We start from the raw sequence: 14,934 nt of genomic DNA on the forward strand, positions 1-14,934 counted from the left end.
ACTAGTCGTCGTCGATGAGGTGCTCGAAGGCCCGCAGGTTCTTCAGCGACTCACCGCGCGACACCCGCCACTCCCATTCCTTCTGGATCGACGAGCGAAAACCCAACTCCAGCAACGTGTTGAAGTCGGAGTCGACGGCTTCGAGCACCTGGCCCAGAACCCGGTCGATCTCGTCGTGGGTCACCGAGTGCAGCGCCATGCGGCCGACCAGATAGATGTCGCCGACGTTGTCGAGGGTGTAGGCCACGCCGTAGAGCCGGCGGTTGCGCTTGAGCAGAAACCGGTAGACGCCCTCGTGGTTCTCGTCGGGCTTGCGACACACGAACGCCTCGACGCGCACCGAGTGCTCACCGATGGACAGGATCGTGTTGGTCACCAGGCGACGCTCACCGGGCAGCTCGACGATGATCCCGGGCAGCCCGCCGTGGGCGCCCTCATGACGGGTGCAGACCAGCTGGCTCTCCTTGCAGGCGTCCTCGATGATCCGCTCGACGTCTGCGCTGTTCATGCCCGTACCCGTCGTCTCGTGAACATGCGTCCGTTGCGCCGCGCGGCGGCGTCGCGGGGCTGGTGCCGTGCGCGGTAGTCGCTGATCGCACGCCCGTAGCTGGCCAGCAGCGCGTCGACGGTGTGCGACCAGGAGAACGTCGAGGCGTGCGCGACGGCCGCGCTGCTCAACGTGGCCGGGCCCCGCTCCAACAGCGCCCCGAGGGCCGCGGACCAGTCGTCGATGTCGTGGCTGTGCACCAGGGTGCCGCTGACCCCGTCGCGCACGGCCACGGGCAGCCCGCCGACCGCGGCGGCCACCACCGGGGTGCCGCATGCCTGCGCCTCGACGGCGACCAGACCGAACGATTCCGAATGGCTGGGCACCGCGATCAGGTCGGCGGCCCGGTACACGTTGACCAGTTGTTCGCGCGACTGCGGCGGCAGGAACGTCACCCGGTCGCCGATACCCAGATCGTCGGCCAGCCGAATCAGTCCGTCGGGCGCCGCCAGCCCCGTGCCCGACGGCCCACCGGCCACCAGCACCCGCACCCCGGGCAGCTTGGCCGCCGCGCGCAGCACCACGTCGGGCGCCTTGAGCGGTTGGATGCGCCCGACGAAACCCACCGTCGGCGCGTCGAGATCCAGGCCCAGCGCGGCGCGGGCCGCGCGCCGGTCCCCCGGTGTGAACGTGTCCAGGTCGACGCCAGGGTGCACGACGTCGATGCGGGCGGGATCGGCCGAATGCAACGAAACCAGTTGTTGGGCTTCCAGTTCGGTGTTGACGATCAACCGGTCGGCCTCGTCGACCACCTGCTGTTCACCGACCGCGCGCAGCGGCGGTTCGGGTGCGTCACCGTCGGCCAGCGCGGCGTTCTTGACCGCGGCCAGCGTGTGCGCGGTGTGCACCAACGGCACCGCCCACCGGTCGCGGGCCAGCCAGCCGACCTGACCCGACAACCAGTAGTGCGAGTGCACGATGTCGTAATAGCCGGGCTCGTGGGTGGCCTCGGCGCGCAGCACGCCCGCGGTGAACGCGCACAGTTGGGTGGGCAGATCGTATTTGTCGAGGCCCTCAAACGGTCCGGCGACGACGTTGCGCACCAGCACGCCGGGCGCCACCGGCACGACGGGCGCGTCGGCCGAGGAGGTCGCGCGAGTGAAGATCTCCACCTCGACACCGCGCCGCGCCATCTGCAGGGCGGTCTGCAACACGTAGACGTTCATGCCGCCGGCGTCGCCCATACCGGGCTGGGCCAGCGGGGAGGTGTGCACTGACAACACCGCGACGCGTCGCGGAGCCGGTCCGCCGGGCACATCGGTGACTAGACGCACACACTCATGTCTACACCCCGTCGGCGCGGTGCCTCACGAGGCGGGCACGCCGCGGCGGCCGGCGCGCCGCATCGCACCGATCGGGTCGGCATACAGGCCGGCGAGCGACATTACCCCGGCGCCCGCCTCCTGCACCCGGTTGCCGAACCCGCTCACCCGGATCTCGCGTGGCGGCATCACCGAGCGTTGCGTGTACGCCGCCTTAACCAGGCCCATGGCCTCGGGGTACTCGGTGAACGCTTGACCGCCGACCACCAGGTCGTCGGGGTTGAGCATGTCGCGCAGCAGTGCCACCGCCTCGCCGAGCACCCGGGCTCGCTCGGCCAGCAGGCCCTGCGCCTGGGGGTGGGCATCACGCGCGGCGCGCAACAACGCCTGCATGGTGATTGCGGGCCCCTCGGCCGGGAGAACGCGGGCGCGACGAGCCGCGGCGAGCACCGCCTCGTCGCTGACGGTGGATTCCAATTGTCCGCTGCCGCCGAGCAATTCGGATTGGGCGGGCAGCGCGGCGATGGTGCCGGGACCGCTGGTCGGCGAATGCACCCGGCCGCCGATCGACACTGCGTAGCCGACTGTTTCGCGGGCGTAGACGTAGAGGCTGGTCAGCGCCGGTGACGGCGTGCGCCGCACTCCGAGCAACAGTTCGGCGCCGGCCATGGCGTCGACGTGCGAGGCCACCGACACCGGCAACCCGAGCGCCCCGGCGAGCACCGGCCCGACGGGCGCGTCGACCCAGCCCAGCCGGGGATGATCCAGCGATCCGGCGGCGCTGTCGACGACGCCGCCGGCGGCCACACCCACCCACAGCGGGCGCCGACGGTGCCTAGGCGCACCTCCCGCTCGCGGGGGACGACTCAGGTACCGGTGGGCGCTTTGGGCCACGTGGGCCAGCGCGGCGGTCTGCGGTCCGCGCGGTGTCGGGGTCTCGACGACATCGAGGGTGCGGCCCAGCAGGTCGGTGGCCACGATGCTGGTGGCGCGGGCACCGATGTGGATGCCCAACGTCAGGTACGGCTCGTGGTTGACCTCGACGGGCACGCGGGGTCGGCCGATCGCGCCGGGGACCGCCAAGTCAGGGCGTTCCCGTAGCAAGCCGGCGTCGAGCAGCGCGGTGACCTGGCGGTTCACCGTGGCGATGCTCAGCCGGGTGGTCTGCGCGATGGCGTCACGGGCGATCGGGCCGCGCCGCCGGGCGGCGCTGAACACCGACGCGGCCGCGGCGTCGGGCAACTTGAGTGCCGGGGCAACGATGTGGTGTCTGGCCAGCAGCGTGCGCTTGGGGTGTGGGCGGAGGGTGGCGGCGGTCATGGGGTGTCCTTTGTTGAAGTCGGCGGGTGGGGAGGTGGCCACACCAGGCGACTCGTCAGGACGTACGAAGCGGTTATCCGAGGTCGCTCAGGCGCGGCAGAAGGCGCGGCGACAACAACAGCTTCCGTACATGCGCTGGAATTTAGCACGACAACTAAGGTTGGACAGATGACGTCACCACAGACCGGGAACCGGGTCGCGGTGGTCACCGGTGCCAGCGCCGGCATCGGCGAGGCAACCGCGAGAACTCTTGCTGCGCAGGGATTTCACGTGGTCTGCGTGGCACGCCGGGCGGAGCGTGTCGAGGCGCTGGCCAACGAGATCGGCGGCACCGCGAGCGTGACGGACGTCGCGTCCGAGCAGGATGTGGCGGCGCTGGCCGAGGCCCTGGACCGCGTCGATGTGCTGGTCAACAACGCCGGCGGCGCACGCGGGCTGGAGTCGGTGGCGGAGGCCGACATCGACAACTGGCGGTGGATGTGGGAGGCCAACGTGCTCGGCACGCTGCGGGTCACGCGGGCGCTGCTGCCGAAGCTGATCGACTCCGGCGACGGGCTGATTGTCACGGTCACCTCGATCGCGGCGTTCGAGACCTACGACAACGGGTCGGGGTATACGTCGGCCAAGCACGCGCAGGCCGCGCTGCATCGCACGCTGCGCGGGGAGCTGTTGGGAAAACCGGTGCGGCTCACCGAGATCGCGCCGGGGATGGTGAAGACGGATTTCTCGCTGCGCCGGTTCGAAGGCGACGAGCAGCGCGCCGAGAAGGTGTACGAGGGAGTGACGCCGCTGGTGGCCGAAGACGTCGCCGAGGTGATCGGGTTCGTCGCGTCGCGGCCCTCGCACGTCAACCTGGATTCGATCGTGATCCGCCCGCGCGATCAGGCCAGCGCCACCCGCTTCAACCGCCGCTCTTAGCGGCCGGCGGGTTGCGGCGCACCCGTCGGGCCACCCGAGGGCGTCGCGGGAGCGCTATCGGGAATCGCCTCGGGTGAGGGCTTCTCATCCAGCGCCGACATCGCGACCCACTCGTCCCACGGCACCACCCAGTCCCAAATGTCCCCGTCGGCGTAGGACAACTCCAGGCGGGTGCCCGTGATCTCGACCGGGTCCCCGTAGATCGCGCTGTTGTAGTACTGCTCGGCGTCGCCCGGCGACAGGTTGATGCAGCCGTTGGTGACGTTGCTGCTGCCCTGCGAGCCGAGGCTGCCCGGGTTGGCGTGGATGAACTCGCCGTTGTTGGAGATCCGCACGGCATGGCGCATGTGCACGTTGGAGTAACCGGCAGCCGGGTTGCTCATATAGAAGTCCAAGTGCTTCTCGGTGACGACGTGGATACCGCTGCGGGTGACGTTGCGGTCCAGGTCTCCCTCGCCGTAGCTGCATGCGAAGTCCATGATCACGGCGTCGTTGGCGTCGAGCACCTGGATGCGGTGCGACGGCGCGTGTCCGCGCACCACCTGCCGGCGGCCGATCTCGAAGTGCAGCGTCGCGTCTTGTGCGCCGTAGGCGCCGTCGCCGAACGGCACACCGTAGAGCCGCGAGTCGACGTTGACCTTGGTTCCGGCCGGAAAGTACTCGCGGGAGCGCCAGTGCATCCGCGAGCCGCCGACCTCATCGGGCAACCACGCCCAACTGCCCTCGACGGGCGGGTCGGTGGTCACGGTGACGGCCTCCTCGACGGAGGCCTTATCGCTGATCGACGCGTCGAATTGCAGGATGATGGGCGCCGCCACGCCTACGACCTGACCGTCGGCGAGCTGGAACCGCCCGTTGACCTGTTTCGTCGGGGTCAGTGTGGTGAACGCGCCGACCAGCGGCACGGCCTTACCGTCGCGGCCGACGACCGAACCGCTCCAGGTGTACCGCGAGCCGTAACCGAGCGGCTCGGACACGGTGAACTCGGTGCGGTCCCGGTTGAGCGTGCCCGCGACCACCTTGCCGTCCGCGTTGGTCAGCGCGACCCGCTGGAACCAGCCGTCGGTGACCGCGACGCGCACCGGCGCGACCGGTGAGACGTCGGTGGCCGCGTCGGCCGGTTCGAACGTCACCGTCGGCACGGGAGGTGCGGCCGCCTCCCCCGACGTCGTGCTGGACCCTGCACAGGCCGCCAGCGTGCCGGGCGCGACGACACCGACCACCAGCGCGGTCAGGGCGCGCCGCCGGCTGATCTGCGGCGGCCAGGCGTCGAAAATCGGGCTGGGGCTCACGCGTTCCCAGCGTACCTAGATACGGCAGCCGACCAGGGCAGGCTCAGGTGTGAGTTCGATCCCGAATTTCGTTCTGACATCGTCGCGTACGGTCCGTGCCAGCGCGATCACGTCGGCCGCCGTGGCCGCGCCCCGGTTGGTGATCGCCAGCGCATGTTTGGTGGACAGCCGCGCCGGGGCGTCCTCACCCGGATAGCCCTTGGCGAAGCCGGCGCGTTCGACGAGCCAGCCGGCGGCGAGCTTCACCTGGTCGGCGGCTGGGTAGTTGGGCACAGGGCCGTCGACGCTGGTGCGCAGCCGCTCGAACTCGGCGCGTGACACCACCGGGTTGGTGAAGAACGACCCCACGCTCCAGGTGTCGTGGTCGGCCTCGTCGAGCACCATGCCCTTGCGCGACCGCAACTCCAGCACCGTATCCCGCACCCGCACGGGGTCGACGTGTGCCCCGGCCTCCACGCCCAACGCGGTGGCCAACTCGCCGTAGCGCATCGGGGCGCTGCGGCCGTTGGTGTCCAGCGCGAACTCCACTTCGAGCACGATCGCGTCGTGCGAATGCTTGAGGGCGCTGGTGCGGTAGCCGAACTGCAGCGCCTGGGCAGCGACCCAGCGGTCTTCGCCGGTGCGACGGTCCAGCAGCCGCACGCGGCGCAGGGTGTCGGCGACTTCGGCGCCGTATGCGCCGACGTTCTGTACCGGGGTGGCGCCCGCCGAACCCGGTATGCCGGAAAGACATTCGAGCCCGCCGAGACCATGCGCCAGCGATGTCACGACGACGTCGTCCCACACCGCACCCGCCTCGGCGCGCACCACGTTGTCCTCGACGGTGACCTCGGTGTTGGCGAGCAGGATGACGGTCAGGCCGGCGAGGTCGTCGGCCAGCACGACGTTGGATCCGCCGGCGAGCACGAGCGCATCGTCGTCGGGTCCGAGGGCACGCACGACGTCCACCACCTTCTGGGTGGTGTCGCAGGTGATGAGGCGCTGCGCGACGCCCCCGACCCGCAGCGTGGTCAGCGGGCCCAGCGGCACCGCCTCGGCGACAGACGCGCCCCCTATGACCGATGTGACCACGGGCGGTAACGGTAGCGTGGCCAGCTATGCCGCGTTCATTCGACATGGCCGCCGAATACGAGGGCAGCGTCGAACAAGTGCACCGGGCCTTCCGCGACGAGCAGTATTGGTGGGCTCGGCTGACCGATTCCGGCGCCGACGACTACTCGCTGGAATCGATGGTGGTCACCGAGGACGGCCGCATCGACGTGGTCACCACCCAGACGTTGCGTGCCGACCGGTTGCCCGGCCTGGTCACGCAGTTCCACCGCGGCGATCTGAGCTTCATCCGCGAGGAGACATGGACCCCGGTGCACGACGGACGCGCCAGCGCGACGGTCACCGGCTCGATCGACGGCGCCCCTGCCAGCCTGTCCGGCACCGCCGTGCTGATGTCGGCCACCTCAAGCAACGGTTCGCGGCTCGAGTTCAGCGTGGCCGTCGAGGTCAGGGTGCCACTGGTGGGTGGCAAGATCGAGAACTTCATCGGCTCGCAGCTGACGGAGCTGCTCATCGCCGAACAACGCTTCACCACCATGTGGATCACCGAAAACGCCTAGTCGATAAGTAAACTTAGGTGCCATGTCGCGTCGCATGGAGTACACCATCGCGTTCGACGTGCCCGCGGAGAAGATGTATCAGGACTTCACCAGCCGCGACTACTGGCAAAGCCTGATGGACGCCTATCGTCGGCTGAGCCCGTCGGAGATCACGTCGTTCTCCTCCGATGAGCGGGGCACCGACATCGTGTTCGTACAAGAGGTGCCGCGCTCGGAGTTGCCTGCGATCGCGCGCTCTGTGATTCCGGCCGACATGGTCATCACCCGGACGCAGCATTTCGACCCGTTCGACCACGCGAACAATCGGGCCGCGGGCCACTACGCGGCGTCCATTCCGCGCGGGCCCGGCCGCTTCGGCGGAAAGTATTTTCTCACCGACACCGACGTCGGCAGCCAGTTGCGGTTGGCCAGCATCTGCAAAGTGTCGATCCCGTTGGTCGGCGGTGCGCTGGAGGACCTGATCCTGCACCACATCAAGTATCTGTTCGACGCCGAGGAGGCGTTCGCCGCGGACTGGATCGCCAAGCACCACTAGGGCGCGCCTAGGTCGTGGCGCCGCCGAGCGCGGTCAGACAGAACCGCCACAGTTGTTCTTTGGCGGTGTCGAGCTCACCTTCGGCGTGCGCGGCGAACGCGTAGTAGTGGTAGACCGACCGCACGAGTTCGGTCACAAACCATGAATCCCATTCGGGATCAGGTGGATTGAGCAGTCCGGCCTCGACGGCCGCGGTGACCTCACCGCGTACCAGATCGACAAACGGCTTCTCGGCCTCGGCGAGCTCGGTGGGAAACTGCCGAACCAGCCGCCAGCGCGTGGAGACCACGAACCGCGGCATCGCGGCGTTCGTGCCGTCGCCGAGCCGCTCCAGCGTCGAGGTGAGGTAGTAGCGCAACCGGGCGAGCGGGTCGGGCAGCTCGGCGGCCTCGCGGCTCCAGCGGTCGACGGCTTCGGACATCGCGTCGCCGATCACCGCCAGCAACAGCTCGTCCTTGCTGGCGAAGTAGCGGTAGAACGTCTGCAGCGCGACACCGGCTTCCGCGGCGAGTTCCTGGGTGGTGAAGTCGTCGCCCTTGGCGTCGATCAGCTTCCTGGCCGCATCGAGCATCTGACGCACCTGTTGGGCGATGCGCTGGCGGGACCGCTGTACCGCAGCCGAACGTTCGACCGCGCGCTCCACCCAGGACACCGGGAAATGCTAGCGCTTCGCTTCAGTCGCCCGGCACGTCGATGAGCGGTTCGAGGACAGAACGGTTGCCCACGCCGACCCTATCTGCGGTAGGGGTTGTAGCCGGTCGCCTCGCGGTTGAGTTTGCGTTCGGCGGTGATGCGTGCTTCGTTGTCGGCGGCGCGGGTGCGGCGTCGTCGTGGCATCTTCAGGGCGCGTTGCGCCGAGGGTGGGGGTGCGTTGGCCGGCGGCGGTAGGTCGGCGGTGGTGGTGTCCCAGTGTGGGAAGTAGAGCTTGCTGGTGGGATGGGTGCGGTACGTGTGGCCGCTGGGCGCGGTCCAGATGACGGTGCCGTCGGGGCATTGTTGGTCATTCCAACCACAAAACGTCTTCATCAAATGATGAAAACGACACAGGCACTTGATGTTTGACGGGTGCGTCGGCCCGCCCGGGTACGGGGTGGTGTGGTCGAGATCGCAGTATTCGGCTGGGCGGTCACAGCCGGGGAAGCGACACGTCATATCGCGCAACCGCACAAACCGCTCACAGGCCCGCGACGGCCGATACCGCGGCTCTCCTTCTGTCGCCTCGGGACGATACACGCTCTGTACTTTGGCGCCGTTGGCGACCAACTCCGCCAACAACGCCGGCGGGATCACCCCGCCACCGACGATCACCCCCGCCGACCCCGAGCTCTCGGGATGGTTTGGCGCCCACAGATTGGCCTTCGGTGCCGATTCGGCCTGCGGCGGTGTGGGCTCGGCCTCTGACTCCTCATCGATCGGCGGGGGCACCAACTCCTCATCGACCGGCTCATCGGTCGGGGGCACCCACTCCTCGCCGACCGGCTCCGGTGCCCCCTGGTCGGGGGCAGATGTTTCAGCGCCGGCGGCGGTGCCGGTGTCGCGGGACCGCTCCGCGGTGGTCGTGGCCGGGGGTTGGGCGGTGGGCGCGGTGTCGGTGAGCACGTGGATGACGAACCGGGCCGCACGCGGGTCATCTGTGTTGGCCCACGGGCATTGCGGGCTACCGCACTGGCAGGTGAGCCGATCCGCCCCGGCGGCCAACGCCCCCAACGCCGCGGCGCGCCGCTGCCGGGCACTGCGCGGATCGCCATCACATATCCCCGCGACCATCTGCTCCAGACACGCCATCAACAACTTCGCGTCAGTGGCCGAAAGCCGCCCATACAACGACGCGGTACCGGTGGCGTCATCGGGCTTGCCCACCTGCACATCACACTCGCGCGCCGCGTCGCGATAGCGCCGCCGCGCATCCGGATCATGGGTCTCGACCACCGCGTCGACGGCCAACTCCAACCGCTGCTGACCCAACGCCCCCCACGCGGCCGCGCGCTCGGCGATCTCGGCATCCACCCGCGCCAACGGCTCACCCTCCAACACCAGATGGGTGCGCCAGGTGATCGTCGAAATCACCTGCGCGCTGATCAAACCCTCACTAAACAGCGCCGCAACCTTGGGCAGCCGGTTACGCAACGCCAACCCGATCGCCATCTGTTGCCCGGCCCGATACCGGGTGATCCCCATCGCCGCGGCCACCTCGGCGGCCGCGCAATCCCACCCATCGACCACCCAATGCTCGCGCTGCTCATAAGACTCCCTGCAGCGCGCAGCCAACTCACCAGTCGCGGCCAACCGCCGCGCCGCAACGGCAGCCTCAAAACGCGCACACGCCTGGACCTCAGCGATCAACCCCGCCTCATCGACCGACCGAAACCCCTCGAACATGTGTTCGATTTTCGCAGAGGGGTACGACATTTCTGCGCCATGTCGCAGGACAGCGGTGACAGATCTCAGGTCAATCCAGTAGTCGATACCTAGATCAGGCCGCGTCCTCGGTGCTCGAATCGGCCCCATCGTTCTGACTGGTTGTCGACTCGCTTGGGTCCGCGTCGTTGACGGTTGGGCCGTCGGAGGGCGACGTCGGGTTCTCGGCTCGGCTGGTCGTCGACGAGGTCGGGGTGGCGTCGTCGTCCAACGTGACGTCATCGTCCAACGTGACGTCATCACTCAACGTGACGTCGTCACCCAACGTGACGTCGTCGTCCAACGTGACATCGTCGTCCTCCAGCGCGACGTCGCCATCCAAGGTGACGTCGTCGTCCTCCGATGAAGGCTCGTCCTCCGACGGTGCGGACCACGACTCATCCGCGTCAGTGCTCTCCACCGCGGGCGTACCGATATGCGGCGCGATCCGACGCAGGATCGGAATCAACGGGTTAAGCGGCGCATCCGGCGACGGAAAGAGAAGGTTCTCCTCCGCCCACGCCGTCAGCGGAAACAGCACCGGCTCGATCAGCTGATTGAGCACATGCGGGACACCCAGCGCGTTGACCACACTGTCGAAAGCCGTGGCGATCGGTCCCTCGATCGCGGCGAATGCCTGGAACGGGTTGAAGTTCTCGTTGAACTCCCTGACGAAGTTGCGATACGGCGCACCGATGACGCTCGCGGACTGGGCCTCAGCGAACTCGAGATGCGTTGTCAGCGCGCTATATCCAGGTAACTGACCGCCCACCAACTTAACGGCGTTGTTGGCACCCTCGACGACCGCCCTGGCCAGCTGGATCGTCAGCGTGACCGGATCGATCACCGGGATCAACTGTGCCGGAACGGGTTCCCCGAACGGGATTGAACGGTCGTAACCGGCTTCGACCAGCACCGTGAAGAACGGCTCAAAGACGTCGATCACCTGCTCAGGCACACCAAGCAGACGGAACGGGTCGAACAGCGGCAGGTCCCCCGTGGGAATCCAGTAATAGGTGGTGTCCCCGTACTGCTCAACGACGGTGCCGGGCACGTACTTCGGGCTGCCAGGGTCCAGGCTGACCTCCGGCCCGTACAGCGCATGCACGAACAGCACACCGAATATCGCGTTGACGGTCGACACCAGGTTGATCGGGAACTGCGGGGTATCGGCCAAACCGTCCCACCGGCGCGCGATGTCGATGGTCGTGAACCCGGCGTCGGTGAGCGCCGGACCGTCAAATGTGAAGTCGAAGAACGGGATCGTGACGCCCGCGAACCGCGACGAAATGCCCCCATTGGGACGGTTCCCCACTCCGATACCCACAAAGGTCACGTCGGGCACCGCTTCCCCACGCGCCTTGCGCGCCGCCAGATCGGCCTTCACCCGCATCGACACCACGGTGCTCTGCGAAAAGCCGAACACCACAAACGGTTCGCTCTGGTCAGCCATGGCGTCCACCAGCAGATCGATACCGCCCTCGACGGACTGGTTGATGCCGATGATCTGCGAGCGTTGCCGCACCGCCACCGGCGTATAACCCGCCGCGTCGGGCACGGTGGGCGCGATGAAGTCGTTGATCGCCGACTCCATGTAGCCGCGGCTGGGCATCGGGAACGTGGTGGCGTCCATGATCAGCGCATTGGTCGCCAGCCGCACACTCGCCGGAAGCGTTGTGCTCCAGCCAAGTACGGTGGCACAACCGAGCGCCAACGCCGAGACCAGGATCCGCACCGTCATTGGGTCGCGCGGTCGGCGGTACGCTGCATCGCGTCCATGCACTGCTGCAGCGCGAACGCGGGGTTGAACTCGATGTGTTTGGTCGGCCCCGAGTACTTCAGGATGTGCCCGGCCGGAAAGAAGTACACCTCACCTGCCACCGCTTCTTCGTCGGGCAGGTCGGTGTTGGGATACGTTGCGCTGACGGCGCCTTCGACGACGAAGCCGTAATGCGGGCACATACACAGCCCACCGGGCATTCCTCCGACGCGGTAGAGCTCGGTGCAGTCCAGCGGATGGTCGATCGAGGTGAACCCCACCTCCATGTCGCCCCACTGCACGGAGCGGAAACCGTCGCCGACTGCGGGCCAGCGCCCGCCGCCCGCGCTGGGCAGATCTGTGGGTTTGGCGTGGGGCATATCGGCCTTTCAGTCAGTCCAGCTTTTCCAGCCGGAACGGCATGTCGATCTCCACTTTGTCGTTGAGGCGGCAGGCGCCGCTTTCGCCGGTCGTCTTGTCGAACCCGGCGAACACCCGCGAACCCGGGAGCAAAAACCCGTCGGGCGCCACGGGAAAGAACCGGTAACTCTGGTGACCGGTCACCGTCTGTCCGCTACCGTCGGCGCACCGCTGCCAATCCGGTAGCTCGCGTTTGACGATGTATTCGCCGTTGGTGACGCCGATTTCGGCGCTCCAGCCCGCGTCGCTGCTCACCGTTCCGCTGCAGGTAACGACGTTGGTGCACGTCATGGCGATGGTCCAGACACTTCGGACGGTGGCCTGGTTACGGCGAACTTCGTTGGTGGTGGCCCAGTCTCCGTTGGAGGTCGCCAGGTACGTGCCGTTGAGGGCCCAGTCGTCGGCATGTGCCTGCGGCGCGACGACGACGCCGGCCGCGACAACCGCGGCCAACGCCGTCACCGTCGTCCCGATGCGCATCAGCTCACCGGCGTGAACCGCAGGTGCAGATCGGTCAACCCGCGCAGGATGTACGTCGGCTCATACGTCAACCTGCGGTCACTAGCCGGGCCGTGGAAGCGTTCGTCGATCGCGATGTCGGTCATCCTGGCCAGGATCCGCTCCAGCGACACCCTGCCTTCAACGCGCGCCAGCGGTGCCCCCGGACACGAGTGTGCCCCGCGGGCGAACGCGATCTGTTCGCGGACGTTCTTGCGGTCGAGCCGGAACTCGTGTGGGCGCTCGAACTTGTCCGGGTCGCGGTTGGCCGCCGCGGCGGAGATCATCACGATGGCGCCGGCCGGTATGTCGACCCCGCCCAGGGTGGTCGACCGCACCGCCAACCGGAACTCGGTCTTGACCGGGCTTTCCGTCCGCAGCGTTTCCTCGATGAAGGTCGGTACCACGCTGGGATCCTCGCGCAGGGTGTGCTGCAGTTCAGGGCGCTCACACAGTATCCGCAGCGCCGCGCCCAGTAGTTTGGCCGTGGTCTCCTGACCCGCCCCGAACAGGAAGCTCGCGGTGCGCACCACCTCGGTGACGGTGGGCTGTGAACCGTCCGGATAGGTGGCCGCGGCCAGATCGCTGAGCACGTCGTCGCGCGGTTGCGCGCGACGCTCTTCGATGTAGGCGCTGAACTTCTCGTCGAGGAACTCCAGCGGGTTGATCGCCGCGCCTTCGCCTTCGATGTTGCCCATTAAATGCGGGTTGGCCAGCGCGTCGCGAAACTCCTTGTGATCCTTGCGGGGAACACCCAATAGGTCGGCGATCGCCAACAGCGAGAACGGTTTTGAATACGCGGTGAGGAACTCGCACTCGCCGGCGTCGATGAACTCGTCGAGTTGACTGTCGGCCAGCTCCCACAAAAAATCCTGGTTCGCCTTGAGCCGACTGGGTGTGAGCAGGCGGCTCAGGATCGAACGCGCCCGGGTGTGGTTGGGCGGATCCATCGCAACCATATGCTCATACAGCGGCATCTGCGTGCGGTGCGCATCGATCTGGTCGCGGATGTCATCGCCTTCCGGCGTGAACGGCAGCGGCGGGAACGGTCCGCCCACCGCGACGCAGTTGGACCACTGCTCGGCGTCCTTGAACACCTCGAGCGTCTCTTCGTAACCGGTGACCGCCACCACGCCGTGATGCGGCTCTTTGACGACCGGGCCTTGGCCGCGCAGGTATTCGAAGTACGGGTGCGGATCCGGGACGAAGTCCGGGCTGGTGAAGAAGTCGATGGCACTGAAATCGGATTGGGTCACTAATCAACACCTTTCGCCAATACAGGGGTGCCGCCGAGCGCGGTCAGGCAGAAGTTCCACAGGTTCTCCTTGACGAGTTTGATTTCACCGCGGCTGTCGTCGGCGAAGGCATAGAAGTGATACACCGAGCGGACGAGCTCACCGAGGAACCACGAATCCCACTGCGGATCCGCTGGTTTGAGTAGTCCCATCTCGACCGCCTTGTCGATCTCGACGCGCAGTAGATCGACGAACGGCTTCTCGGCCTCGTCGAGTTCCTTGGGGAACTGTCGGTGCAGACGCCATCGTGTCGACACCACGAACTTCGCCAGGGCGGCGTCCTGACTGTCACCTTCGAGCCGATCGAGCGTGCGTGTGATGTAAAAGCGCAGCCGCTGCAGCGGGTCGGTGAGTTCGGCGGCGGCCAGCGTCCAGCGCTCGCACGCTTCGATCATCGCGTCACCGATCAGCGCCAACAGCAGTTCGTCCTTGCTGCCGAAGTAGCGGTAGAAGGTTTGTAGCGCGACACCGGCTTCGGCGACCAGTTCCTGCGTGGTGAACTTGTCGCCTTTGGTGGCGATCAACCGCCTTGCGGCATCGAGCATCTGCCCGACGTGCTGGGCGATCCGCAGCCGTGACCGCTGCACCGCCGCCGAGCGTTCGACGGCACGTTCGACCCACGTATCCGAGGGTGCCCCCGCGTTGGTCATGTCGGGGTCAACACGACGACGGGGATCTGGCGGTCCGTCCGTGACTGGTAGACATCGTAATTCGGCCAGAGGTCGGTCATGATCTGCCACAGCCGGGGCTTCTCATCGGCCGTCGCGGTGCGCGCGGTCACGGCGATCCGCTCATCGCGGACCTGGATCTGCGCGGCCGGATGCGCTTGCAGGTTGAGGTACCACTTCGGGTGCATCGGGGCTCCGCCCATCGAGGCCACGACGAGGTAGTCGTCGTCATGGCGCCCGAAGATCAGCGCGGACGTGCGCGGCTGTCCGCTGCGCCGGCCCGTGACGGTGAGCAGCAGGGTGGGCACCCCGTTCCACAGGTAGCCCACTTCCCCGTCGGTCTCCCGATACGCCGCGATGTGGTCTGCGCCGACCAGCGTCAGATCTGGTGCGGTGTAGTTGGTTTCGCTCAT

Annotated in this window: 16 protein-coding genes; 3 read left to right on the forward strand and 13 right to left on the reverse strand. The window is 67.5% G+C overall.

Annotation, left to right across the window (positions count from 1 at the left end; translation table 11 throughout):
- Nucleotide 1 precedes the first annotated feature (1 nt).
- Genes ABQE93_RS00555 through ABQE93_RS00565 form a run of 3 tightly spaced genes read right to left on the reverse strand, consistent with a single transcriptional unit; the run spans nt 2 to nt 3,129 of the window.
- Nucleotides 2–508, reverse strand: a complete 507-nt coding sequence (locus ABQE93_RS00555; protein WP_448405312.1) for a type III secretion system chaperone family protein — start codon at nt 506–508, stop codon at nt 2–4.
- Nucleotides 505–1,821, reverse strand: a complete 1,317-nt coding sequence (mshA, locus tag ABQE93_RS00560; protein ID WP_448405313.1) for a D-inositol-3-phosphate glycosyltransferase — start codon at nt 1,819–1,821, stop codon at nt 505–507. Before mshA ends, ABQE93_RS00555 begins: the two co-directional genes overlap by 4 nt.
- Nucleotides 1,822–1,854: 33 nt before the next feature.
- A complete protein-coding gene (locus ABQE93_RS00565) occupies nt 1,855–3,129 on the reverse strand; it encodes an ROK family protein (protein ID WP_448405314.1) in 1,275 nt (424 codons plus the stop codon).
- 168 nt (nt 3,130–3,297) lie between these two features.
- On the opposite strand from ABQE93_RS00565, the gene ABQE93_RS00570 reads away from it, so the two are divergent.
- Nucleotides 3,298–4,047, forward strand: a complete 750-nt coding sequence (locus tag ABQE93_RS00570; RefSeq protein ID WP_448405315.1) for an SDR family oxidoreductase — start codon at nt 3,298–3,300, stop codon at nt 4,045–4,047.
- Here ABQE93_RS00570 and ABQE93_RS00575 read toward each other — a convergent pair.
- Together ABQE93_RS00575 and ABQE93_RS00580 are read right to left on the reverse strand one after the other, a co-directional pair.
- Nucleotides 4,044–5,339, reverse strand: a complete 1,296-nt coding sequence (locus ABQE93_RS00575; RefSeq protein WP_448405316.1) for a L,D-transpeptidase — start codon at nt 5,337–5,339, stop codon at nt 4,044–4,046. The genes ABQE93_RS00570 and ABQE93_RS00575 overlap by 4 nt on opposite strands.
- 15 nt (nt 5,340–5,354) lie before the next feature.
- Nucleotides 5,355–6,410: a UDP-N-acetylmuramate dehydrogenase gene (locus ABQE93_RS00580; RefSeq protein WP_448405317.1), complete on the reverse strand. Its 1,056-nt coding sequence runs from the start codon at nt 6,408–6,410 to the stop codon at nt 5,355–5,357.
- A gap of 26 nt (nt 6,411–6,436) precedes the next feature.
- On the opposite strand from ABQE93_RS00580, the gene ABQE93_RS00585 reads away from it, so the two are divergent.
- Both ABQE93_RS00585 and ABQE93_RS00590 read left to right on the forward strand, forming a co-directional pair.
- Complete coding sequence (locus ABQE93_RS00585) at nt 6,437–6,949, forward strand: DUF2505 domain-containing protein (RefSeq protein WP_448405318.1); 513 nt, start codon at nt 6,437–6,439, stop codon at nt 6,947–6,949.
- 22 nt (nt 6,950–6,971) lie between these two features.
- Nucleotides 6,972–7,484 carry a DUF2505 domain-containing protein gene (locus ABQE93_RS00590; protein WP_448405319.1) on the forward strand — a complete coding sequence of 171 codons (513 nt, stop codon included), beginning with the start codon at nt 6,972–6,974 and terminating at the stop codon, nt 7,482–7,484.
- A gap of 7 nt (nt 7,485–7,491) precedes the next feature.
- On the opposite strand, the gene ABQE93_RS00595 is transcribed toward ABQE93_RS00590, so the two are convergent.
- The 8 genes from ABQE93_RS00595 to ABQE93_RS00630 form a co-directional block, all read right to left on the reverse strand.
- Nucleotides 7,492–8,055: a TetR/AcrR family transcriptional regulator gene (locus tag ABQE93_RS00595; RefSeq protein ID WP_448406472.1), complete on the reverse strand. Its 564-nt coding sequence runs from the start codon at nt 8,053–8,055 to the stop codon at nt 7,492–7,494.
- Nucleotides 8,056–8,216: 161 nt separating this feature from the next.
- Entirely contained in the window at nt 8,217–9,863 is a 1,647-nt protein-coding gene (locus ABQE93_RS00600; RefSeq protein ID WP_448405320.1) for an HNH endonuclease signature motif containing protein, read from the reverse strand.
- Nucleotides 9,864–9,957: 94 nt separating this feature from the next.
- Nucleotides 9,958–11,622, reverse strand: coding sequence for a PE-PPE domain-containing protein (locus ABQE93_RS00605; protein WP_448438044.1), 1,665 nt, complete (start codon nt 11,620–11,622; stop codon nt 9,958–9,960).
- Nucleotides 11,619–12,020 (reverse strand): hypothetical protein, encoded by a 402-nt coding sequence (locus ABQE93_RS00610; protein WP_448405322.1) that lies wholly within the window; start codon nt 12,018–12,020, stop codon nt 11,619–11,621. Before ABQE93_RS00610 ends, ABQE93_RS00605 begins: the two co-directional genes overlap by 4 nt.
- A gap of 13 nt (nt 12,021–12,033) precedes the next feature.
- A complete protein-coding gene (locus ABQE93_RS00615; protein WP_448405324.1) occupies nt 12,034–12,540 on the reverse strand; it encodes an Rv2253/PknI dimerization domain-containing protein in 507 nt (168 codons plus the stop codon).
- A complete protein-coding gene (locus ABQE93_RS00620; RefSeq protein WP_448405325.1) occupies nt 12,540–13,814 on the reverse strand; it encodes a cytochrome P450 in 1,275 nt (424 codons plus the stop codon). The genes ABQE93_RS00615 and ABQE93_RS00620 overlap by 1 nt, the downstream gene beginning before the upstream one ends.
- Nucleotides 13,814–14,440, reverse strand: coding sequence for a TetR/AcrR family transcriptional regulator (locus ABQE93_RS00625; RefSeq protein WP_448406473.1), 627 nt, complete (start codon nt 14,438–14,440; stop codon nt 13,814–13,816). The genes ABQE93_RS00620 and ABQE93_RS00625 overlap by 1 nt, the downstream gene beginning before the upstream one ends.
- Nucleotides 14,441–14,499: 59 nt before the next feature.
- The gene (locus tag ABQE93_RS00630) at nt 14,500–14,934 is read right to left on the reverse strand and encodes a nitroreductase family deazaflavin-dependent oxidoreductase (protein ID WP_448405326.1); all 435 of its coding nucleotides are present in this window, start codon (nt 14,932–14,934) and stop codon (nt 14,500–14,502) included.

It is taken from the genome of Mycolicibacterium sp. XJ662 (assembly GCF_053484035.1).